General features: G+C 62.3%; 19 protein-coding genes. 12 read left to right on the forward strand and 7 right to left on the reverse strand.

The annotated features are described in order from the left end of the window. Positions 1-479: 479 nt before the first annotated feature. Together Pan216_RS06650 and Pan216_RS06655 are read right to left on the reverse strand one after the other, a co-directional pair. Complete coding sequence (locus Pan216_RS06650) at positions 480-1,214, reverse strand: hypothetical protein (RefSeq protein WP_145256552.1); 735 nt, start codon at positions 1,212-1,214, stop codon at positions 480-482. A 319-nt stretch (positions 1,215-1,533) separates the two neighbouring features. Next, positions 1,534-2,733 (reverse strand): M24 family metallopeptidase, encoded by a 1,200-nt coding sequence (locus tag Pan216_RS06655; RefSeq protein ID WP_419193339.1) that lies wholly within the window; start codon positions 2,731-2,733, stop codon positions 1,534-1,536. A 267-nt stretch (positions 2,734-3,000) separates the two neighbouring features. Between Pan216_RS06655 and Pan216_RS06660 the strand changes: the two genes are divergently transcribed. Continuing rightward, entirely contained in the window at positions 3,001-4,194 is a 1,194-nt protein-coding gene (locus Pan216_RS06660) for a S1C family serine protease (RefSeq protein WP_145256558.1), read from the forward strand. 258 nt (positions 4,195-4,452) lie between these two features. On the opposite strand, the gene Pan216_RS06665 is transcribed toward Pan216_RS06660, so the two are convergent. Beyond that, on the reverse strand, positions 4,453-5,604 hold the full coding sequence (locus tag Pan216_RS06665) for a DegT/DnrJ/EryC1/StrS family aminotransferase (RefSeq protein ID WP_145256561.1): 1,152 nt from the start codon (positions 5,602-5,604) through the stop codon (positions 4,453-4,455). Between the two features lie 390 nt (positions 5,605-5,994). Here Pan216_RS06665 and Pan216_RS06670 point away from each other — a divergent pair, with 390 nt between their 5' ends. From Pan216_RS06670 to Pan216_RS06695, 6 genes are all read left to right on the forward strand, one after another. Beyond that, complete coding sequence (locus tag Pan216_RS06670; protein WP_145256565.1) at positions 5,995-6,249, forward strand: hypothetical protein; 255 nt, start codon at positions 5,995-5,997, stop codon at positions 6,247-6,249. A gap of 60 nt (positions 6,250-6,309) precedes the next feature. Then, positions 6,310-6,570: a type II toxin-antitoxin system RelE/ParE family toxin gene (locus Pan216_RS06675; RefSeq protein WP_145256568.1), complete on the forward strand. Its 261-nt coding sequence runs from the start codon at positions 6,310-6,312 to the stop codon at positions 6,568-6,570. 232 nt (positions 6,571-6,802) lie between these two features. Further along, positions 6,803-8,044, forward strand: a complete 1,242-nt coding sequence (gene trpB / locus Pan216_RS06680) for a tryptophan synthase subunit beta (RefSeq protein ID WP_419193656.1) — start codon at positions 6,803-6,805, stop codon at positions 8,042-8,044. Then, a complete protein-coding gene (gene trpA, locus Pan216_RS06685) occupies positions 8,044-8,862 on the forward strand; it encodes a tryptophan synthase subunit alpha (RefSeq protein WP_145256574.1) in 819 nt (272 codons plus the stop codon). The genes trpB and trpA overlap by 1 nt, the downstream gene beginning before the upstream one ends. A gap of 213 nt (positions 8,863-9,075) precedes the next feature. After that, positions 9,076-9,819: a dienelactone hydrolase family protein gene (locus Pan216_RS06690; protein ID WP_145256577.1), complete on the forward strand. Its 744-nt coding sequence runs from the start codon at positions 9,076-9,078 to the stop codon at positions 9,817-9,819. 15 nt (positions 9,820-9,834) lie between these two features. After that, positions 9,835-10,218 (forward strand): globin domain-containing protein, encoded by a 384-nt coding sequence (locus tag Pan216_RS06695; protein ID WP_145256581.1) that lies wholly within the window; start codon positions 9,835-9,837, stop codon positions 10,216-10,218. A 242-nt stretch (positions 10,219-10,460) separates the two neighbouring features. Here the strand turns inward: Pan216_RS06695 and Pan216_RS06700 are convergent, their stop codons facing one another. Then, positions 10,461-11,003 (reverse strand): dihydrofolate reductase family protein, encoded by a 543-nt coding sequence (locus Pan216_RS06700; RefSeq protein WP_145256583.1) that lies wholly within the window; start codon positions 11,001-11,003, stop codon positions 10,461-10,463. 214 nt (positions 11,004-11,217) lie between these two features. Further along, complete coding sequence (locus Pan216_RS06705) at positions 11,218-11,454, reverse strand: hypothetical protein (RefSeq protein WP_145256586.1); 237 nt, start codon at positions 11,452-11,454, stop codon at positions 11,218-11,220. Positions 11,455-11,823: 369 nt separating this feature from the next. Here Pan216_RS06705 and Pan216_RS06710 point away from each other — a divergent pair, with 369 nt between their 5' ends. From Pan216_RS06710 to Pan216_RS06720, 3 genes are all read left to right on the forward strand, one after another. Then, the gene (locus Pan216_RS06710; RefSeq protein ID WP_419193340.1) at positions 11,824-13,008 is read left to right on the forward strand and encodes an SGNH/GDSL hydrolase family protein; all 1,185 of its coding nucleotides are present in this window, start codon (positions 11,824-11,826) and stop codon (positions 13,006-13,008) included. A 387-nt stretch (positions 13,009-13,395) separates the two neighbouring features. Beyond that, a complete protein-coding gene (locus Pan216_RS06715; protein WP_145256591.1) occupies positions 13,396-15,792 on the forward strand; it encodes a fused MFS/spermidine synthase in 2,397 nt (798 codons plus the stop codon). A 306-nt stretch (positions 15,793-16,098) separates the two neighbouring features. Beyond that, the gene (locus tag Pan216_RS06720) at positions 16,099-17,109 is read left to right on the forward strand and encodes a sigma-70 family RNA polymerase sigma factor (RefSeq protein WP_145256594.1); all 1,011 of its coding nucleotides are present in this window, start codon (positions 16,099-16,101) and stop codon (positions 17,107-17,109) included. 126 nt (positions 17,110-17,235) lie between these two features. Here the strand turns inward: Pan216_RS06720 and Pan216_RS06725 are convergent, their stop codons facing one another. Continuing rightward, positions 17,236-18,000 carry an SDR family NAD(P)-dependent oxidoreductase gene (locus tag Pan216_RS06725; RefSeq protein ID WP_145256597.1) on the reverse strand — a complete coding sequence of 255 codons (765 nt, stop codon included), beginning with the start codon at positions 17,998-18,000 and terminating at the stop codon, positions 17,236-17,238. A 145-nt stretch (positions 18,001-18,145) separates the two neighbouring features. On the opposite strand from Pan216_RS06725, the gene Pan216_RS06730 reads away from it, so the two are divergent. Then, positions 18,146-18,355 carry a hypothetical protein gene (locus tag Pan216_RS06730; RefSeq protein ID WP_145256599.1) on the forward strand — a complete coding sequence of 70 codons (210 nt, stop codon included), beginning with the start codon at positions 18,146-18,148 and terminating at the stop codon, positions 18,353-18,355. Between the two features lie 307 nt (positions 18,356-18,662). Here the strand turns inward: Pan216_RS06730 and glnA are convergent, their stop codons facing one another. Then, positions 18,663-20,075, reverse strand: a complete 1,413-nt coding sequence (gene glnA, locus Pan216_RS06735; RefSeq protein ID WP_145256600.1) for a type I glutamate--ammonia ligase — start codon at positions 20,073-20,075, stop codon at positions 18,663-18,665. A gap of 421 nt (positions 20,076-20,496) precedes the next feature. On the opposite strand from glnA, the gene Pan216_RS06740 reads away from it, so the two are divergent. Next, positions 20,497-21,156 (forward strand): lysophospholipid acyltransferase family protein, encoded by a 660-nt coding sequence (locus Pan216_RS06740; RefSeq protein WP_145256602.1) that lies wholly within the window; start codon positions 20,497-20,499, stop codon positions 21,154-21,156. Positions 21,157-21,221 lie beyond the last annotated feature (65 nt).

The following is a 21,221-nucleotide window of genomic DNA, read 5'->3' on the forward strand; positions in this document are numbered from 1 at the left end:
GACTTGCTTTCCGCATGTCTCGAACGGACCAGGACATTCGATTGTCCTGCACTCGAGGCGTCGGCGAGTCGGGAATCGTGGAGCTGGTCGACGGAGGAATTCGAAGTGGGTGGTGTCGCCGGTATGCGTGTCAGGCCATCGCCTGACCTACGGGTTGGGCGATTTCAAAGCGGCGGCTCTTCCTGACCTCTCCCTGTGGGAGAGGTCGGCGAGCGAAGCGAGACGGGTGAGGGGACGAAAAGTGTTGGGAAATGAAGCGGATCGTTGGAGGACGAACCCCCTCACCCCTAACCCCTCTCCCACGGGGAGAGGGGAACCAGAAGGAGGCTCGCTCGCTGACTGGCTCACCCACTTACTCACTGACTTACTCACTGACTGGGAGAGCAAGTCGGTTGGTCCTGTGCCCTACGATGAGTGCCGATCGTCGTGCGTGTCAGGCCTACGAAGAGTAGGACGCGCGTTGGCTCACCTGGCGAGAGCTAACGAAGCATCGGCTCGGGCAACGTCAGGCCGATTGCTGGGCGAAGCTCGACGGGGGCCTCGTCATAGACGCCCGCCGCGTCGTGTCTCGAGGGAGCCGGCGTTGATGCGGAGGTGGGCACCATCGGCGGCTTCATGTCGTAGGGATGCGGCCCGGGATGCGGGTAACGGCACTGGAGCCAGCCCGGCGGCCACGCCTTCCACTGCGTCGGGTAGTGTCCGTAGTACTCGCAGCGATAGGTGCGATACCACGACGGCTCGTTGAGGCGATTGTCGAGCTTGATGCGACGGCGGACCTTCTGCTTGAGGGCTCGCGGGCGCCGACGATAATAGAGCGGGCATCCCCCATCGGGGCACGTCTCGCACGCGTAGTCGGACTCGACGTGAGTCGTCGCCGAGGTTTGCGTCAGATGACTGTCGTCCTCGTAGGCCGGTTCCGGTTCCCGCAGCAACGATTCCTGGCCGATCGAGTGAAGCACGTGCTCGGCGAGCGACCGCGGGGGCTTCACCTTCGGCGTCGTTTCCGGCACGGAGAGTTGCTCGGCCTCCGCCTTGGGAATCGACCGCGGGACGTATTTCGCGGGAGTCAACGGCCCAGAGGGTGGTGGAAGCAGGATGGGGGCATCCGCCTCCTGGTAGCGTCCCGGGGCGCGCTCGCCAGCATACGTGGCGCTCGCGGCCAGCCAGAAGCAGGTGACGGCGGTCATGACGATTGGTCGAAGAGGAAACCTCATCGCGTTCCTTTCGCCTCCATGCGAGTGATCCGATGGGCTATCAGTCTCCTTCATCGGGATGACCCCGAGGCGACTTGATCGGGAACCTTCGCGGTTTCTCCGATGTTGCCGGATATCGGCCTCCCGTGCCGGTAGGAACCTCAAGGTCGACGACCCCAGCCAGCACAACCGTCAAAAAGGGAGTAGCCGGCAAACTCGAACTCTTCGCGCCGGGTGCCATGGCTACGTTCACGTGGGCATGCGGAGACGAAGTGGACGTCCGAAAGGCTACTCGAGTGAACGAACACTAAATCATAGGACCGACCTCCCCTTCTCACTGCTACCCGAGGAGGGCGACCTCGGGCTGGGCCCCCGAGCCGGTCACGATCGGATCGCCTTCGTCGGGGAGATAGACGTTGATTTCCGTCCGAAGACCGAACTGTTCGGGGATGTAGATCCCCGGCTCGATCGTGAAGAGGCACCGGGGTCTCAAGAGACGATCGTCGTGCGTCTCGTAGTTATCGATGTTGGCCCCGTTGCCGTGTGGGACGTCGTAGAGGGAGTGGCCGGTGCGGTGGACGAAATGCTCGCCGTGGCCAGCCTCCTCGATGATGCCGCGACAGACGTCGTCGACGTCGCAGCCGCGAAGGGTTTCGCCCTTGGAGCGAGCGGTCTTGATGGCATCGACCCCCGCGTCGCGGGCCTTGGCGATCGTTGCGAAGACTTGGGCGACTTCCGCGGGGACCTTCGCGCCGGTGTAGCCGACCCAGGAGATATCGGCGTAGATGCCGTCGTCCTTGTTGCACTTGGCCCACGTGTCGATCTGGACGACCCGATCGGGCACGATCTCCGCGTGATGCTTCTCGCTCGGCATGTAGTGCGGGTCGGAGGAGTTGGCCCCGACCGCGACAATCGGTGGGTAGTCGGAAACGAGCCCCTCTTGCCGGTAGTATTCCAGCATGAACCGTTGGATGTCGTACTCGGTCGTTCGGTGCCCCTTGTCCAAGCGATGGCTTATCTCCGAGAAGACGAGATTGATCAAGCGGTGAAGCTTGTCCGCGGCCGTTCGATGAAGATGCCACTGCCGTTCGTTGAGTGTGGCTTGAAACTCTTGAACCAGGTCCGCGGAGGAGACGATCTCGACCCCGAGCGAGCGGACGCGTTCCACGGTGCCGGCGTCAATTCGGCTGATGTAGGGAATGGCGCCGAGGGGTGAGTACTGCATCGCGATCCGTTGGGCGCCGCCGAGGACCTCGCCGAGGACGGCATCGAGCTCTTGCCAGCGCGAGAAGGTTCGCGTCTGGCCGGGAAGTGGTTCGAGGGCGCGCGGCTCGATGCGGTGAACGATCTTCACCGGCTCCCCTTGGGCCGGGATGTAGTAGAAGAACTGTCTGGTTCGGTGGCCATCCTTGGCGAGTCCCAAGAGGCTGTTGCCGATCGTGTCGGTTCCCCGAAAGTCGCGAAAGAGCCAGCCGTCGATGCCCGCGTCGGCGAGTCGCTGGCGGGTGATCTCGATGTCCAGGACGTTTTGACTAGTCATGCCGCGACTCCCTTTGGGTTGGGGGCGAGGCGAAGAAGCCATCGGCAGCCGGGATCTGCTTGCTCTTCGCCTTTTGAGGGGCATCGTATGTGAACGGGACTTGGCGTCATCGTCGCCGGTGTATTGGGGCGCTGGCGTGAACTATCCAACATTGAACCGTCGAAGAAGCGTTGGCGAGATTGGCGGGAAATTGGTTAAACTGGGGGATTACTAACGATCCACCATCGCCAAACTCGCAAGCGTTACGAAGAGAGGGACTATCTCGACATGAACGAACCTGGAGCATCCTGGCACCACCACGCCGATCGTACGTTGCGTTTTGGCTTGATCGCGTTGACCCTGCTGGTGTTGGGCTACTTCAATCGCGAGACACTCTTCGGAGGGGCCGCGAGCTGGTTTTCCGGGGGCGTCTCCCAACCGCGGGCGGTGGAACTGCGCGGCCCCATGGCCGAGAACGAACGGATGGCGGTCCGAATCTTCGAGGACGTCTCGCCCAGCGTGGTCTACGTGACGACTCTCGCCCGGCAGAAGGGATACCAGCAGGCCTACCGACGCGAGTACACCTACGTCGCCGAGGGGACGGGAAGTGGCTTGGTTTGGGACAAAGAGGGCCACATCGTCACCAACTTTCACGTCATCTACAAAACGCTCAACGGCAACGGCTTCTGCGAAGTCGAGTTGCTCGACGGCAAACGCTACCACGCATCGATCGTCGGGGTCGACCAGGACGACGACATCGCGGTGCTCAAAATCGATGCTCCCGCGTCAGTGCTGAAACCGATCCCGCTCGGGGAATCGTCGGATTTGAAGGTGGGGCAATCGGTCTACGTCATCGGCAACCCGCTTGGATTGGGGCACACCTTCACGTCGGGAATCGTCAGCGCGCTGGGCCGAACCATCACGTCGATGTCGGGGCACCTGATTCACGGGATCATCCAGACCGACGCGGCGATCAACCCCGGCAACTCCGGTGGACCGCTTCTCGACAGTGCCGGCCGCATGATCGGGCTCAACACGAAGATTCAAGGCGACGCCCAAAACATCGGCTTCGCGGTGCCCTCCGACATCGTCAATCGGGCGGTGCCTCAGATCATCAACAAGGCGGAAGGGGACCGCGTCGACCTCGGCATGGTGCTCGATCCCGTCGAGTACGCCCGGCAACGCGGCATCGACGACGGCATCGTGATCAAGCGAGTCTTCGCCAACTCACCGGCCCAACGATCGGGCATCCTCGGGTTGAACGAGCGCACCAGCGAGGATGGGCAGTGGCATTGCGGAGACATTCTCCACGAGATCGATGGCAAGGATGTCGACTGTCATGATGATGTCGAGCGGATGCTCCACGGTCGTCGTCCGGGCGAGTCGGTGACGTTGACCATCGAGCGTGGCGGGAAGGATCGTCAGATCATCAAGGTGAAGATCGAGCTCGCCAAGACTGCTCGCGACGGACGGGATCTCTGAGCCGTCGCGAGGCCGGGCGCGGGGATGAGCATCTCGGCAGAACAGCGGATTCTTGTGAGAAGAAGCCCCCTCACCCCTAACCCCTCTCCCAACGGGAGAGGGGAACATGAGAATGCCTCTCCCAGCGGGAGAGGGGAACATGAGAATGCCTCTCCCAACGGGAGAGGGGAACTTCAAGGCGTAGGTCAGGCTATTGCCTGACAAGCCACCGCGCCGCTTTGCTTCAAGGCGTAGGTCAGGCTATTGCCTGACAAGGTACTACGCCGCTTTGCGAACGGTCGAGGAACCGGACTGCTCGAAGTAGTTCGCGATGCTGCCAACAATCCGCTCCCGGTGTTCCGCCGGCATTTCCGGGTAGATCGGCAAGGCCAAGGTTTCGGCCGCCGCCCGTTCCGACTCGGGAAGTTCTCCATCGAGGTAGCCCAGTCCGCGGAAACAGGCCTGCTGATGCAGCGGCGTGTGGTAGTAGACTTTCGTCCCGATTCCCATCTCGCCCAAGTGAGCTTGTACCGCGTCGCGTTCTGAAACGCGGATAACGTACTGATTGAAGACGTGATTGCTTCGAACCGTCGCGGGAAGGGTCACCTTCGAGGTGAGACCGCTTTCGGTGAAGAGTTGGGTGTAGTGCCGTGCGTTTTCGTTGCGAAGCGAGCTCCACTTGTCGAGGTGGCGGAGCTTGACGCGAAGGATCGCCGCCTGCAGCGCGTCGAGACGGAAGTTACCGCCGACGTAGCGATGCTGGTACTCGGATGTCTGCCCGTGCATGCGAAGGACGCGGATCTTCTCGGCCAGTTCGGGATCGTCGGTCGTGATGGCGCCGCCGTCGCCGAAGCCACCGAGGTTCTTCGACGGGAAGAACGAGAAGCAGCCCGCGGTCCCCAGCGAGCCGGTCCGCTTTCCTTCGTACTCGGCGCCGATCGCTTGGCAGGCGTCCTCGATCACCGCCAGGCCGAACTGCTCGGCGATGTCGTTGATCGGATCCATGTCGGCACACTGACCATAGAGGTGGACCGGCATGATCGCCCGCGTTCGACGCGTCAGCGCGTCGGCGACGCGGGCCGGGTCGATGTTGTACGACTCGGGCTCGATGTCGACGAAGACCGGGGTGGCGCCGACGCGGGAGATCGCGCCACCGGTCGCGAAGAAGGTGTAGGGGCTGGTGATCACTTCGTCGCCCTGGCCGATGTCCATCGCCATCAGGGTGGCGATCAGCGCGTCGGAGCCGGACGAGACGCCAATGCAGTATTCCGACTGACAGTACTCGGCGACTTCCTCCTCGAGGGCGGCAACTTCGGGTCCGAGAATGAACATTTGCGATTCAACGACACGCTCGATCACGTCGCGGATTTCATCGGCAATCTCGACGTACTGGGCCTTGAGATCGAGCATCGGAACATTGGTCGGTGCCATGGGGCCATCCTTGGGGGTGTCAAGTCAGGTCACTCTTCAGCGACGATGCCGAACGAACCGACTCGACCCGAAAAGACCGTCCATCACCCGAGTCTCACTCCGTGACCGGATTGCTGGACGTGACGCTCGTATCGCACCTGCGAGAAACGGTCAAGAGATCACCTGGCGGAGATCGACCACTTTCGGGGGCACTGAAATCGGAGTTCTCGATTCTTGTTTGCGGCTTGTCAACGCGTCCCCAATTCCAGATTCGTCGAGTAGACGCTCCAAGAGTGTCGGCGTGAGGGTTGCGTTAAGTTCTTTTGCGCAAGGAGGTTGCGGCTGCTGGAGTGGTGGTGGCCTTGGCTCGTGGTAAACTTGGGGTAGTCGCCCGAGCAGGAAGGGACGCTCATGCAGATCGAGATTTCACCGCACGTCGAGCAAAAGATCAAGGAGCTCATCGCCCGGGGAGCCTATGCCTCGCCCGAGGAGGCCGTTGAGGCAGGAATCGAAAGTCTACCCTATCCCGAGCCGACGATGGAGTCTTTCGTCGCCAAGATCAAAGAAGCTCAAGCAGATGTCGACGCCGGCCGCGTCGACGAACTCGACATGGAGGGGATTCGAGAAGAACTCCGTCGGCGCATTGCGCAACAAGATGCATCGTAGATGCCAAGAGTAAGTCGAACTCGGCAATCACGATCCGACCTGGTCAGAATTGGCGAATAGATCGCTCGTGAATGCCATCGTTCGGCCTTTCGGTTTCTCGATCGCATCGAAGCCGCTCTCGACCAACTAGCAAACTCTGCGTTGATCGGTACTGGTTGCGACATGCTCGGCGATGACCTCCCCGGGGATATGCGTCAGGCCGTTGTTGGAAAGTACGTCATCGTCTACCGGCGGATCGAAGACGGGATTGAGGTCCTTCGCGTCCTCCACGGTGCCAGGGACATCCCGAGCATTCTTCGGGACGAGTCGATCGAATCTTAGGGACTCGATGCCGTTTCGGTAAGCGAACCTCGGCGCTCGTCTCGCTCTCCTGCCTCCTGGGGCTTGTCCGCCTGATTTGACCGAGGAAACGAGTATTTCTACACTTGCGTGTTACTGCTCCCCGGGAAACGCCAGCGACTCCTCATGACCTCCCTACCCCTGACTCCTCCGACAACGGTGGAGTGGAGGAATTCCCAAAGAGGCTTGCGGAATCGGTGCCACGAGCAAAGGAATCGCGACAACCATGGCCGTTGAGACGTCGTTAAGTCACGTGCCGGATGCCTCGGGCCGCTTCGGCCCCTACGGCGGACGCTATGTTCCCGAGACCTTGATGCACGCCCTCGATCAGCTCGAGCGGGCGTACGCCGAGGCTCGGGAGGACGAAGAGTTCCAGCGGACCTTCGCGTACTACCTTCAAAGCTACGCCGGACGTCCGAATCCACTCTACTTCGCCGAGCGATTCACCGAACATTTCGGGGGAGCCCGGGTCTTCTTCAAACGCGAGGATCTCAATCACACCGGCGCCCACAAAATCAACAACACCCTCGGCCAGGCGCTTCTGACCAAGCGGATGGGCAAGCCGCGCATCATCGCCGAGACCGGGGCCGGACAGCACGGCGTCGCCAGCGCCACCGCCGCGGCCCTTTTCGGACTCGAGTGCGACGTCTACATGGGCTCCGAGGACATTCGTCGCCAGAAGCTCAACGTCTTCAAGATGCGCCAGCTCGGTGCCCGCGTCGTCAGCGTCGAGAGTGGATCGTGTACCCTCCGCGACGCGATCAACGACGCGATGCGCGACTGGATGGCGAGCGTCGAAACGACTCACTACATCATTGGCAGCGTCATGGGACCGCATCCTTTTCCCTTGATCGTTCGCGACTTCCAGGCCGTCATCGGCAAGGAGGCTCGGCAGCAGTGCCTCGACCAGAACGGTCGGCTCCCGGACGTCGTCGTCGCATGCGTCGGTGGCGGGAGCAATGCCGCCGGGATCTTCGCTCCCTTCGTCGACGATGAGCGTGTCGAGCTGGTCGGCGTCGAGGCGGGAGGCAGCGGCAGCTCCATGGGCGAGCATGCGTCGACCCTCTCGGAGGGAACTCCCGGCGTCCTGCACGGCAGCTACAGCTACGTCCTGGCCGACTCCGATGGGCAAACCTCGCCGGTCCATTCGATCTCCGCGGGGCTCGACTATCCCGGGGTCGGTCCCGAGCACAGCTTCTGGAAGGACGCGGGCAGGGCGAGCTACGTCCGCGCCGGCGACGCCGAGGCCCTCGAAGCCTTCCAGCTTTGCAGTCGGCTTGAGGGGATCATCCCGGCCCTGGAGACATCGCATGCCCTCGCCCAGGCGGGGAAGATCGCCGCGGAGCGTTCCGCTGACGAGATTGTGGTCGTCAACTTCTCTGGTCGCGGCGACAAGGACTGTTTCGAAGTCGCTCGTCTTCTCGGCGAGTCGATCGACGATGAGAGTGAGCACTGATGAAACGCATTGCGGCCCTATTCGCCGAGACCCGACGTGACGGACAGGCGGTCTTCGTTCCCTTCCTCGCGGCGGGCGATCCCGACGTTCCCACCGCGACCAGCATCGCCAAGAACGTCATCGAGACCTGCGAGAGCAAGGGCGTTCCCGTCCTGCTCGAGATCGGATTCCCCTACAGCGATCCGATCGCCGATGGGGCGACGATTCAGGCGGCGTACACCCGGGCACTCAATCGCGATCTGCACATCGACGACGTCCTCGAGACGATCTCGACGCTGCGGGCGTCGACCGAGGCCCCGATTGTCGGGATGGTCTCCTACAGTCTGGTCCATCGCAACGGCGGGACGACCTTTCTCTCCCGCATCCAACAAGCCGGCGGTGACGGCGCAATTATCCCCGACCTTCCCGTCGAGGAGGCCGAAGAGGTCTGGCGCTTCGGCAAGGAGAACGATTTCGCCATCGTGCAGCTCATCGCGCCCACGACGCCGCTGGAGCGGGCCAAGCGAATCCTCGAGCACGCCTCGGGGTTCGTCTACGTCCTCTCCGTGGCGGGCATCACCGGCGAGCGAGCCCAACTTCCCGAAGACCTCGCGCAGCGCATCGAGACCCTACGCTCGCACACCGACTTGCCGATCTGTATCGGCTTCGGCATCAGCAGCCCCGATCAAGTCGCCCATGTTGGTGGGATCGCCGATGGGGTGATCGTCGGTAGCGCCATCGTTCGCCAGGTCGCCAACGTCGCTCCCGGCGATGCCGAGGGTGTCACCTCGGTCGCGGGATTCGTGAGCGAGCTGGTCGCGCCGCTGGCCTCGACGTAGAGTCGTGGGAATTGTTCCGAACCCCTTGGCATCTCCGCCAATCAGGCGGGTGCACGACCAAGCGGTTCTTACTGGCTGACGGGCGGCGTGCGGCACCCGAAACCCATCGACGGACGCGATCCGAAGAGCGGGCACGCCTCGTGAGCCGCTTCGTTTCCCCCGCGGCCTTCGTATCCTGACCGCACGGATCCTCTCTTGGAATAGGGCGAACCCATGATCGTGCGCGAAGACGTCATCGACCTCGAGACCCCGACGGGGCCGATGCGGACGACCTTCTACATGCCGGGAGACGAGAGCGACCGCCGCACATTCCCCGGGCTGGTTCTCTACTCGGAGATCTTTCAGCTCACGCCCCCGATCGCTCGGCTGGCGGTGCAGTTCGCCAGTCACGGCTTCGTCGTGGCGGTGCCGGAGATCTATCACGAGCACGAGCCGCCCGGAACGGTTCTCCAGTACGACGATGTCGACAAAGAGAAGGGGAACCGCTACAAGCAGATCACCAAGCTCTCGACCTTCGACAACGATGCCAAGGTCGTCGTCGACGCGCTTCCCAAGCATCCCAAGTGCAACGGCCACGTCGGCGCGGTCGGCTTTTGCATCGGCGGCCACCTCGCGTTTCGAGCGGCCTTTCTCCCCGAGGTTCGGGCGGCGTGTTGTTTCTACCCCACCGACATCCACACCGGGACCCTCGGCGAGGGACACAACGACGACTCGCTCGCACGGGTCGGTGATATTCGCGGCGAGCTGATGATGATCTTCGGCCGTCAAGACCCGCACGTCCCTCTGCAGGGTCGCCGCACGATCCACGAGGCCCTCGACAACGCGGCGGTGAACTTCACCTGGCACGAGTTCAACTGTGCCCATGCCTTCATGCGCGACGAGGGGGCTCGCTACGATCCCGCCGTCGGGCAACTCGGGATGATGCTCGCCGTCGATCTCTTCCGCCGCAACCTCTAGGAACGTCTTTACGCGATGTCAGAAAGAACGGGCAAGTCGGTCTACGACATGATCGGCGAGGATGGGTTTCGCCGGCTGATCGCGGCCTTCTACAAGCAGGTGCCAAGCGACGATCTCCTCGGGCCGATGTATCCGGCGAATGATCTCGACGGGGCGGAGGAGCGTCTCCGCGACTTTCTCATCTATCGCTTCGGCGGCCCGGACAAGTACATCCGCGAACGGGGTCATCCGCGGTTGAGACGTCGGCATTTCCCCTTCAAGGTGACTCCCGCCGCCCGCGAGCGTTGGCTCGAGTTGATGGACAACGCCTTCGCGGAAGCCCAGCTCGCGCCCGAGGCCGAAGCGGTGCTCCGCGAGTTCTTCCCACCCACCGCCGACTTTATGATCAACGCCGAGTGAGCGATTCGGTCGAATCACGGTTTCCGGCTGATGGTCACTTCGGGTACCACCAGGCACCACGCCCGCGTGGGCATGCGGAGAATGGTGGTTTAGCGGGGCTACCGCCCAGGAAGAAAACTCCCTCACCCGGCTCGCGTCGCTCGCCGACCTCCCCCCAAGGAGAGCTGAAGAGAGAGAACCCCGTTTCCTAGGCCGATCCCGGCGCACCGGCTGGCCGTTGTCATCGCGAGTCCATGGGAAGCCTACGAACCGCTGGGTGTTCCCAACGGGCGGCAGCGCATCCAGACGATGCCGCTGGGGTAGGGCTTCGACTCGACGAGCTTCAGTTCCTCGAGGGGATGGGCGGCGTCGACGAGGGGAATGCCCGCGCCGAGCAAGGTCGGCACCACGGCGATCGCGTACTCGGTGATGAGTCCCTTCTTTTGGAACGAGGTCGCCAGTTTCCCTCCGCCCATCAGCCAGATCCGCTCGTGCTCGTCGGCGAGTGACTCGACCCACTCGTCGGGTTCTTGTCGGGTGAGTGTCACCGACGGATCGGCAATGGGAAGTTCGCGACGGGTGAGTACCCAACTTGGACGGTCGGGCATTGGCCACGTGTCGAGTTTGAGCATGAACTCATACGACGCGCTGCCCATGACGATCGCGTCGATGGTGGCGTAGAAGTCGCTAAAGCCGTTGTCGTCGCCGGGCTGCTCGAACCGCCCGAGCCAGTCGACGCCACCGGTAGGGGTGGCGATGAAGCCGTCGAGCGTGCTGGCCGCGTGATAGATGATTTCGGGAGGCATGACGTGAGTCCATTCGCGTGTTTGCCAGGGAACAAGGGATGTGCCGCAGTTTGCGAGTTCTCACTCGTCGTCGATGGCTGACACGCAGCCAATGGCATTCCGGGTAGTGTAGGAGATTGCGAGCGACAAGGGCCGCCGCGTCTTATCGACGGCCAGAGGGGGGCGACGTCCGTGTGCGGGAACGTCGATCGCGAGTAGGGCCGCTTGCCGCGACTTATCCCTCCGCGAGGTCCTGTCCCTCGATCATTGCTTCAAAGACGCTGCCACGGGAGCTGCCGGGTTTGTCGGCCGACCAGTCACCGATCGCTTCGTTGATCGCGGCGATGTCTTCCTCCTCGTCGGAGAGGGCCCGGAAGGCGTCAAGGAGCAACTCGTCTTCATCTCGATACTTGCCGGTCTTCATGCGGCTCGAGACGATCCGTTGGAGTGCATCAGGAAACTGATAGCTCATGGTGTCTCCCCTGGCCAAAAGAACAGACCCGTGAACGCGTGGACGCGAAGACTGGAATTGATGTGCTTCGCCGCTTAGCGAGCTGAGCAGCCGCCCCAGCGGACCGCGTCGACCGTATCAGTCGAACAAGCCGAAGTCAACGATTCGGCGCGGCGTTCACCAAGTATTCATCAATGGGCGGAGAAACCCAGTTCCGCGGCTGGATTCTCCCGTCGTCCGTCCGTGAATGATAGACCCAGCCCAGGGCTGATCAAGGGACGGCGCCCGGCGTCGCGGCCGCTCCACGGCGACTTGGGCTCGCGTCATCGACTCCCCTGAGGTAGAGACAACGATGACGTTCTCACGCCCCGACTCGGGATGGAGCCCCGGATGCCGATCACCTGGAAACGCCGCGTCGTCTTCGCTTTCGTTCCGCTCCTGGGAATGCTCGCCCTGGGCGAACTGCTGGCGCGCGGATGGCTCTACACTGTTGCCGGTCCCGAGCACTATCCGAAGTTCGCCGTCCCCAGCGAGTTCCCGCAAGCCGCGAAGTATCGTCCGCACCACTACCTCTGTTATGTGCCGCAGCCGAACTACCACCGCGGGATGATGTCGCACAACTCCTTGGGCTATCGCGGCAAGGAGATCAATCAGCCAAAACCTCCGGGTACGTTACGCATCGTGACGTTGGGAGGTTCGACGACTTATGGCGAGTTCATCGACCGCGACGAGGCGACCTATCCCGCGAGAGTGGAGCACTACCTGAGGGAAAGGACCGGCCGCGGTGACATCGAGGTGATCAACGCGGGTTGCCCGGGGTACAACTCGTGGGAGTCGTTGGGCAACCTCCAGCATCGCGTGCTCGACCTCGAGCCCGACCTCGTGATCGTCTACCACGGCGTCAACGACGTGCACTGCCGGCTGGTCCGACCCGACGCCTACGCCGCGGACAACAGCGGTCGTCGCCAGCATTGGACGCCGCCGATCGAGACGCGACTTTGTCGGTATTCGTGCCTGGCGCGGGTCGTTGGACACTTCGTCGGCTTGTGGCGCTTGCCGGGGGTCGACTCCTACGTCCGTGCGCCGACCTGCGATCCGGGCCTATCGGGGCCGAGCGAGCGCATCGGCGGCGATCCGATGCGGGCCCTCGATCGCAATCCGCCCATCCACTTCGATCGCAACCTGCGATCGATGATCGGCGTCGCCAGGGCTCACGGGATCGAGATCGTCCTTGCGACCTGGGCCTCGTGTCCGGCCAAGGGCGACTACATCGCCACGCCGCACTATCGCCGCGGGGTGGTCGAGGCGAACGAGGTCATCCGCTTGGTCGCCGGGGAGCGGAACGCGCCGCTGCTCGAGTTGGCCAGCGCGATGCCGGTCGATCCCGCGTTCTGGCGCGACGGTCGGCACGTGAATGCCGCCGGGGCTGATCGCCAGGGGCAGCTCGTGGCCGATTTCCTCGTCGAGCGTGGCCTCGTCCCCATGCCAGGTCCGTCTTCTGCCACGGTCGGCGAGAGGAGACCCGACGGCGGGCGAAGCAAGGCGATTCGGCGGAGTGAGCCCCCTCACCCCTAACCCCTCTCCCGATGGGAGAGGGGAACAAGAGAGAGTGTCGATCGTCGTGCGTGTCAGGCAGTAGCCTGACCTACGGGTTGAAGGATCTCGAAGCGTCGCCTCTTCCTGACCTCTCCCTGTGGGAGAGGTCGGTGAGCGAAGCGAGCCGGGTGAGGGGACGAAATGATCTGGGTAACGAAGTGGTTCGTTGAAAGACGAATCCCCTCACCCCTAACCCCTCTCCCATCGGGAGAGGGGAACAAGTGGCGAACTCTCCCACGGGGAGAGGGGAACAAATGGCGACCTCTCCCACGGGGAGAGGGGAACTAAAGCGTACACGGAGATCCTGATTCGTTGTCGAACTCGAACGATTGTGTTGCTTCGGAAGCATCATCTTCGGAGCAGAGCGTGGTGCCAAGTTCTTCTCCTCTCCGAGTGATGCTCCTCTGCCTGCTCTTTTTCCTGTCGGGAGCGGCCGGGCTGATCTACGAGATCTCCTGGGCACGCCAGATCGGGTTGCTCTTCGGGCATACGGCCCGGGCGGCGGCGGTGGTTCTTTTCGGCTACTTCTGCGGATTGACGTTCGGCTATCTCCTCGCGGGGCAACTCGCCCCACGACTGAAGCGTCCGCTCCGTTGGTACGGCTGGGTCGAACTTCTCGTCGCGGGTTGGGCTCTCCTGGTCCCGCTGCTGCTGGCGGGAATCTCTCGCTCGCCGGTGGTGCCGCTGATTCACCACTCCTCCGAGTGGGTGCGCGAACCGGCTCGTTTTCTCGCGGCGTCGTTGATCCTCCTGCCGGCGACGATCGGGCTGGGGGCGACGCTTCCGCTCTTGGCCGAGCACCTTTGGCGGCGTGGCCGGGAGGAGAGCTTGCGGTTGCCGACGATCGCTTACTCCGCCAACACGGCGGGGGCTGTCGTCGGTGTCGTGCTGGCGACTTTCGTCTTCATCCTCTGGATCGGTGTCACCTCCAGCAGCTACCTCGCCGCGACGATATCGGCCCTCGTCGGAGTTGCGGCTTGGCTCCTTTCCGCGAATGAGCCCGTTGCCGTCGCCTCGGTGGCCGAGCCTCATCCGACGCCGTCCTCGCATGACTCGCGCCCCTGGCTGTGGCTGGTCGCGGCGTCTGGATTCGGGGCGTTGGTCCTCGAGGTGGCGTACACGGCTCTTTTCGCGATGGTCCTGCACAACAGCGTCTACACCTTCGGCGCGATCCTCGCGGTCTTTCTGCTGGGGCTGGCGGTCGGAGCCTTTCTCGCCGCGTGCTTACTCGAGCGAGTCGTCGCCGAGCGGCTGGCCCGCTGGTGTTGCCTGGCGGCAGGTGTGTCGATTCCCGTCTCGTTGGCGGTCTTCTGGCTCGTGACTCGGTTCGACTACGTCGCTCCGCGCGGGGGGCTGGTCGTCTACGCCACCGGCGTGCTCGGCGTCGTCGCGGCAGTGGTGCTGGTGCCGTCGACGCTCCTGGGGATGCTGCTGCCGATTTGCTGGTCGGCACTGCATCGGGGCAACTCGCGTCTCGGAGTGGCGATCGGGAGTCCCACCGCGATCAACTCGTTGGCGGGAGCCCTCGGCGCTCTGGCGGCGAGTTTCGTGATCCTCCCGTGGCTCGGGCTGTGGGGAGGGTTCCTGGTTGTCGCGTTTCTCTTCGTGAGCTTGGCGACCCGATTTGGCTCGTGGAGTCGTCCGGCACGATGGGGAGTCGCGGGAGCCGCGGGGGGCGTCCTTCTCGTAGCGATCTTCGCTCCCGAACGGGGCCAGATCGTGGAGAAACACGAACGCGTCGTGCGCGGCTGGCGAAGCCCCTATGGCTGGATCGACGTTGTCGACAACGAGAAAACCGGTTCGCGTCGGCTGCGGCAGAACATCTTCTACTCGATGGGTTCGACGGGAAGCTTCACCGACGAGTCGCGGCAAGGGCGTATCCCGCTGCTGCTTCACCCCAGCCCGCGAAAGGTGCTCTTCCTCGGGCTCGCGACGGGAATCACCGCCAGCGAGGGGCTGCGTCATCCCGAAATCGAACGGCTCGAGGTGGTCGAGCTCATTCCGGAGGTGGTCGAGGCGGCCGGCTATTTCGCTGGATCCAACGGGGACCTTCTTGAAAACGAGCGGGTCGAGGTCCACGTCAACGACGCGCGTCATCACCTGCTCCTGTCGGACCAGACGTTCGACGTCATCGTGTCGGACCTCTTCGTGCCTTGGGAGAGCCAGACCGGCTACCTCTACACCGTGGAGCACTACCGGAGCGCCCGGGCGCGACTGGCTCCGGGGGGGCTCTTTTGTCAGTGGATCGCCTTGTGGCAAGTGAGCCAACGCGAGTTCGAGATGATCGCCAACAGCATGGCGGCGGTCTTTCCGCACGTGACGTTGTGGTGGGGCAACTTCGATGGGAGGTGGCCGGTGATCGCCCTCGTGGGATCGAATGACGTGATTCACTTGGACGCGGCGGGGCTCGATGAACGCTTGGAGCACTTCCGTCGAGATCACGTCGAGCGCGATCCGCTCTTGCGATCGAGTTCGTCGTTGGCGGATCTGTTCATTGGGGATTGGTCGTTTGACGCAGCGGGGACGCTGAACACGGACGAGCACCCACGTGTCGAGTTCTTGGCTCCGATTGCCAACGCGACAGGCAGGAAACTGACGGAACGGGAGTTGCTGTCGTACTTTCGCGACACGTTATGCCACTTAGTTCAGGAGGGGGTGAAGTCGACGGGACGTCCGTTCGACTTTGACGCCCGCCGACGAAGGCAGCAAATTCTGCTGGAATCATGGAGTTTCGAGTCATCGGGCGATTCTGAAGGGGAGTAGGAACGCCTCGGGAGATCATCGATGAACCGTGCCCTCTTTTTAGGCAGAGCGGGGAGGGTTCGAGTCAACGGTGCGAAGGTGGCACAAGGGATTCGGGGTGAGGCAGTCGTGTCGAAAGGTGCCCGGCAGGTGTTTGTGAAAAGTTTCACAAATAGCGATTGACGGGCGCATTCCGGGGTCTAGAATCAGTACAAAGTTAATGCTGATTCGCTGGGCGACGACCAAGGGTCACGCCCAGACGCCATCCGCGGGCGTGGTCCTGGAGTCCTGAGGGATCAATCTTCCTCTTCCGGCCAAGGAGTCGCCATGAGATCTGCGCGGTCTCGCGAAAGCTTCCCTTCGCAACAGTTGTCCATCGCCGACGATCGGATGCCTTCCCCCTATGCCCTCAATGGGGGCATTGCCGTTCTCACTCCCGACGAGGAGGCCGAACTTGTTGCTCGGATCGATGTCATCCGTGCTCGGATCGAGCGCACCGTCGCGCCCGTCCTTCGGCAAGCACCCGAGGATGTCAAACTCGATCACTTCGACCAGATCATGACTTACTTCTACCGAGTCCGTTCCACACTGAAACGCTCCCTCGTCAAGAAGGTCGAAACCGATCTGACCGAGTACACCCGGATTCGCGACACGCTGGTCCTCTCGAATCTGCCTTGGGTGACGAAACTCGCCCGTTCGCAGCGGCAATCCGCGGTGTCGGAGGAGGATCTCTTTCAGGAAGGGGTCTGCGGACTGCTCAAGGCGATCGACCGTTTCGAGGCCGCGCGCGGCTTGCGGTTGATGACTTACGCGACGTGGTACATCCGCGAGGCGATGCAGCAGATCCGCGCTCGCCAATCGCACTTGGTGTCGTTGTCGGCCCACGATCAGACGCTGCTGGGACGCGTCGAGGCCGAGCGAGCCGCTTTCACCCACCATCACGAACGGGCCCCCAGCAACGTCGAGCTCAAGGAGCGCGTTCCGGGCAAGCCCCGCTCGCTCAAGCAACTGCTGCACGTCCTCAATCCGACCGTCAGCCTCGATCGGGGCAACATGGAGGGGTCGATTCCGATCGCGATCGAGGACAGTGTCGCCGACTACGATCACAAGGACGAAGTTGAGAACACGATCGGGAAACTGCTCGAGTCGCTACCCAGCCGAGAGCGCTTCGTCGTCACTCGGCGGTTCGGACTCGACGGGCAGAAGCCGACATCGCTCGAAGCGCTCGGCGACGATCTGAAGGTGAGCAAGGAGCGCGTTCGTCAGCTCCAACGGCAAGCCATCAGGCGGATGCAGGAACACGCCGACGAGGACGTTCTTGAGCTGAATATTGCCTGATTTGGTCGGCTTTCGACGAAAACAGGCGGGATTTGGTCTCTTTTCTGACGAATTTGAAGCGATTTCGGCGCAATTTGGTCGAAAACGGCTCCAAAACGATCCTTGAGGGCGGTCTTGGCGCGTCGCCTAGCGATGGCGCGGTTGGTGAGGGAGCCTGATGCCGCCGTCGACGTGGTAGATCGCTCCGTTGATCGCCTCGGACGCGCGATCGGCGAGAAAGAGCGCCACGCGAGCGATTTCTTCCGGCCGACAGAGCCGTCCCGCGGGGAGTCCCGCTCCACCTTTCTCCAGTTCCGCTTCCGAGTAGAACTTTCGTTCGCCGGGAGTGTCGACCCAACCCGGATGGATGATGTTGACGCGGATCCGGTGGTCGAACAACTCGGCCGCCGCGGTGAGGGCCATGCTGTCGACGGCCGCTTTGGCCATGTTGTAAGCCATCGCCCCCGGGTCGGGAATCTCCGCGTGATTCGATCCGATGACGACGATTGCGCCGCCCTCGCCCTGAGTGACGAGGGATCGTGAGACCGCCCTGACCGTGTGAAGAGCTCCCCACATCGTCACGTCGATCGTGCGTTGAAAGCCCTCCAGGGCCATCTCGAGAAAGGGCCCCCGATCGCTAAAGGCGGCGTTTGCCACCGCCACGTCGAGTCTACCAAATTCCTCAATCGTTTTTTTGACGACCGCATCGACGTCGTCCGGCTTGGTCACGTCGCAGGGAAAAAAGGCGGCTCGTCCCCCGTCGTTTTTGATCTCAGCGACGACATCCGAGGCATCGGCGATGTCGGTCACCGCGACCGCGGCGCCCGCTTGGGCGAAGATTTTCGCGGCGGCTGCTCCGATTCCTCGGGCTGCGCCGGTGATCAAGGCGACTTGGTCGGTGAATTCTGGCATCTGGGTGACTCAACAAGTGGGTGTTTGGTTAGTCTCGGAAGGAAACCGGTCGAAGGTCGGCGCCAACGATCCTTCTTCTATTCGTTATGAGGAGCGAGGCCGACGGCTTCAACGGACCGCGAATTGGATCCGAAAAGGGGGCAACGTGTTCAATCCGTTCAAACCGGGGGGCGAGAGTGGTGCGAAGGAGGCTCCCCGGGCGTTCGACAAGACGAAATTCGTCGCGCTGGTGATCGCGACAATCGTCTTGTTGGTGATCCTCGCCGTGGTTCCCCAGCACAACATGATGGCCTTTGCTATCGGCGTCGGGTACGGGTTGGTGCTGCGGTATCTACTCTTTAGCCGGGTCTTCTGAAGGTTGGACTGGTTAACCTCTCTGCATGCTCACGCAGGCGTGAGCCCTCGCATGCCCACGCAGGCGTGAGCCCTCTCTGCATGCTCACGCAGGCGTGAGCCCTCTCTGCATGCTCACGCAGGCGTGAGCCCTCTCTGCATGCTCACGCAGGCGTGAGCATGGCACCCAAGAAACGGGCAACAAGGCACCTAAGAGGGAAAGCACAGGTGGTTTTCGCGGGAGCGCGCAAAAAGAAAGGGCCGGCGAACAACCGGCCCTTGGGAAACTGCGATAAGCCCGCCACGGCACGAGGCCGTGGGGAAGCGAATCAAATGTCGTAGTAGAGGCAGAACTCGTAGGGATGCGGACGAAGACGGATCGCATCCGCTTCCTTCTCCCGCTTATACCAGATCCAGGTGCTGAGCACGTCCTCGGTGAAGACATCGCCCTTGAGGAGGAACTCGTGGTCGTTCTCGAGGTTGTCGAGAGCTTCCTCGAGAGAGGAGGGAGCTTGCGGCACCTCCTTGAGTTCCTCTGGCGTCAGGTCGTAGATGTCCTTGTCGAGCGGTTCGCCCGGGTCGATCTTGTTCTGGATTCCATCGAGGCCCGCCATCAGCAGAGCCGAGAACGCCAGGTAGGGGTTGCAGGAGCTGTCGGGGCAGCGGAACTCGAGCCGCTTGGCCTTCGGGCTCGGCGAATAGACCGGGATCCGCACGGCCGCGGAACGATTCCGGCGACTGTAAGCGAGGTTGACCGGAGCCTCGTAGCCCGGCACCAGTCGCTTGTAGCTGTTGGTCGTCGGGTTGGTGAACGCACAGATCGCCTTGGCATGCTTGAGGATGCCGCCGATCGCGTACATCGCGATGTCGCTGAGGCCCGCGTAGCCGCTGCCGGCGAAGAGGGGGTCGCCACCCTTCCAAAGCGACATGTGCGTGTGCATGCCGCTGCCGTTGTCCATGAAGACCGGCTTGGGCATGAAGGTCGCCGTCTTGCCGTAGGAGCGGGCGACGTTCTTGACGACGTACTTGTACCAGAGGAGCTGATCGGAGATCTTGATCAGCTCGTTGAACTTCATGTCGATTTCCATCTGGCCGGCGGTCGCGACCTCATGGTGCTGGGCCTCGACCTCGATGCCGCACTCGATGAGTTTCAAGACCATTTCGGTGCGGAGATCGGCCATCGAATCGGACGGCGGAACGGGGAAGTAGCCTTCCTTGTAGCGGATCTTGTGGCCGAGGTTCGGCGACTCGATCTTACCGCGGTTCCACTGACCCTCGGCGCTGTCGAGGTGGTAGTAGCCTTCGTGCTCGTTCTGATCGAAGCGAACGTCGTCGAAGACGAAAAACTCGGACTCCGGTCCCATGTAGACCGTGTCGCAGATGCCGGTCGACTTGGCGTAGTTGACGGCCTTGCGAGCGACGTTGCGCGGGTCGCGGGTGTAGTCTTCCTTGGTCAGCGGATCTTGGATGTTGCAGATCATCGCGACCGTGGTGTGTTTCAGGAACGGATCAATGATCGCGGTGTGCGAGTCGGGCATCACGAGCATGTCGCTCTCGTTGATGGCTTGCCATCCACGGATGCTGGAACCGTCGAACCCGAGGCCCTCTTCGAACGTCTCCTCGGAAATGGTCTCCGCAGGCACGGCGAAGTGTTGCCAGATGCCAGGAAAGTCCATGAATCGGAGGTCGACGGATTTGACCTCTTTTTCCCGAATGAGTGCAAGAACCTCTCTAGGCGTCACTGCTCAGTTCCCTTTCTTTAGTCTTGAGTCGATCGGTAACGTATTGACCTACTCGCGCCGGGTGGGAAAGCCTTCATCGACGAACCTCGCCCAGGTTGCTTATAAACACAGGGAAGGGAAGCAAGCCATATGCCGAAACAAGTATCGCGATGGCATATTTCTAACTCTATGAGGTCGCTTGAGTTGCGTTGACGGCTTTAACAGGGGCTGGAATTGCCCTTTTAGGAACACTGCGACCAACCTAGGCGGGGATGTCAGAGAATTGGGCAGAAACCTGGTGGTGATCCCGTGTTGCGGCGTTCCGCGATGCAAGGCTCATCGTGCCGGATCCAGTCCTCCTGGCTTGGCGGAAGAGTCAAGTCGCCCTCATGCCGACATCGTGGGATGTTCGGAACGATCGGAACAAGGACAATTTTTCGTCATGGGAGAGCCGTTGGTGCACGCCGAGCGATACATCGACCCGTTGATCTACCGAGCCACTCAGTCTCTGTTCCGAGTGATTTTGGGCATCTTCTTTCCCTTGCGCGTCAGTGGGACCCATAGCGTACTTGACTCGGGAAAGCTGCTGATCATCGCCAATCACCAGAGCTTTCTCGATCCAGTCCTGATGGGGACGAGTGTCGACCGGCCCATCCGCTATCTCGCGCGGGCCACGCTCTTTAAGAACCGCTTGTTTGGCCGGCTCATTCAAGCCCTCAACGCCATCAAGATCGAACGTGACGGCAACGCGACGGCGGGGATTCGCACCGCGCTTGCGTGCCTGGGGAAGGAGCGAGCCCTCGTTCTCTATCCGGAAGGTACTCGGACGAGCGATGGGGCGGTGGGAGCGTTGAAGCCCGGATTCTTGCTGCTGGCTCGCAAGTCGAAGGCGCCCGTCGTCATTGCCGGTATCGCCGGGGCGTTCGAGTGTTGGCCGCGTCACCGGACGTTTCCCACGGCCGGACCGATCTGGATTCACTTCGAACGCTGGAAAGGTGATCCGAACTCCTCGACGGAGGAGATGCTCGCGAGTCTCCAGGAACAGCTTTGTCGCGTTCAGGCGATTGCGGCCGAGAAGCGACGCCGGTCGTACGGGCAATAACCCAGCATCATTCACGAGTGCTGCCCAACGGGAGCCGGTTGCCAGGAATCCCAAGAGGGGGCTTG

Source organism: Kolteria novifilia (assembly GCA_007748055.1).
Classification (GTDB): Bacteria; Planctomycetota; Planctomycetia; order Kolteriales; family Kolteriaceae; genus Kolteria; species Kolteria novifilia.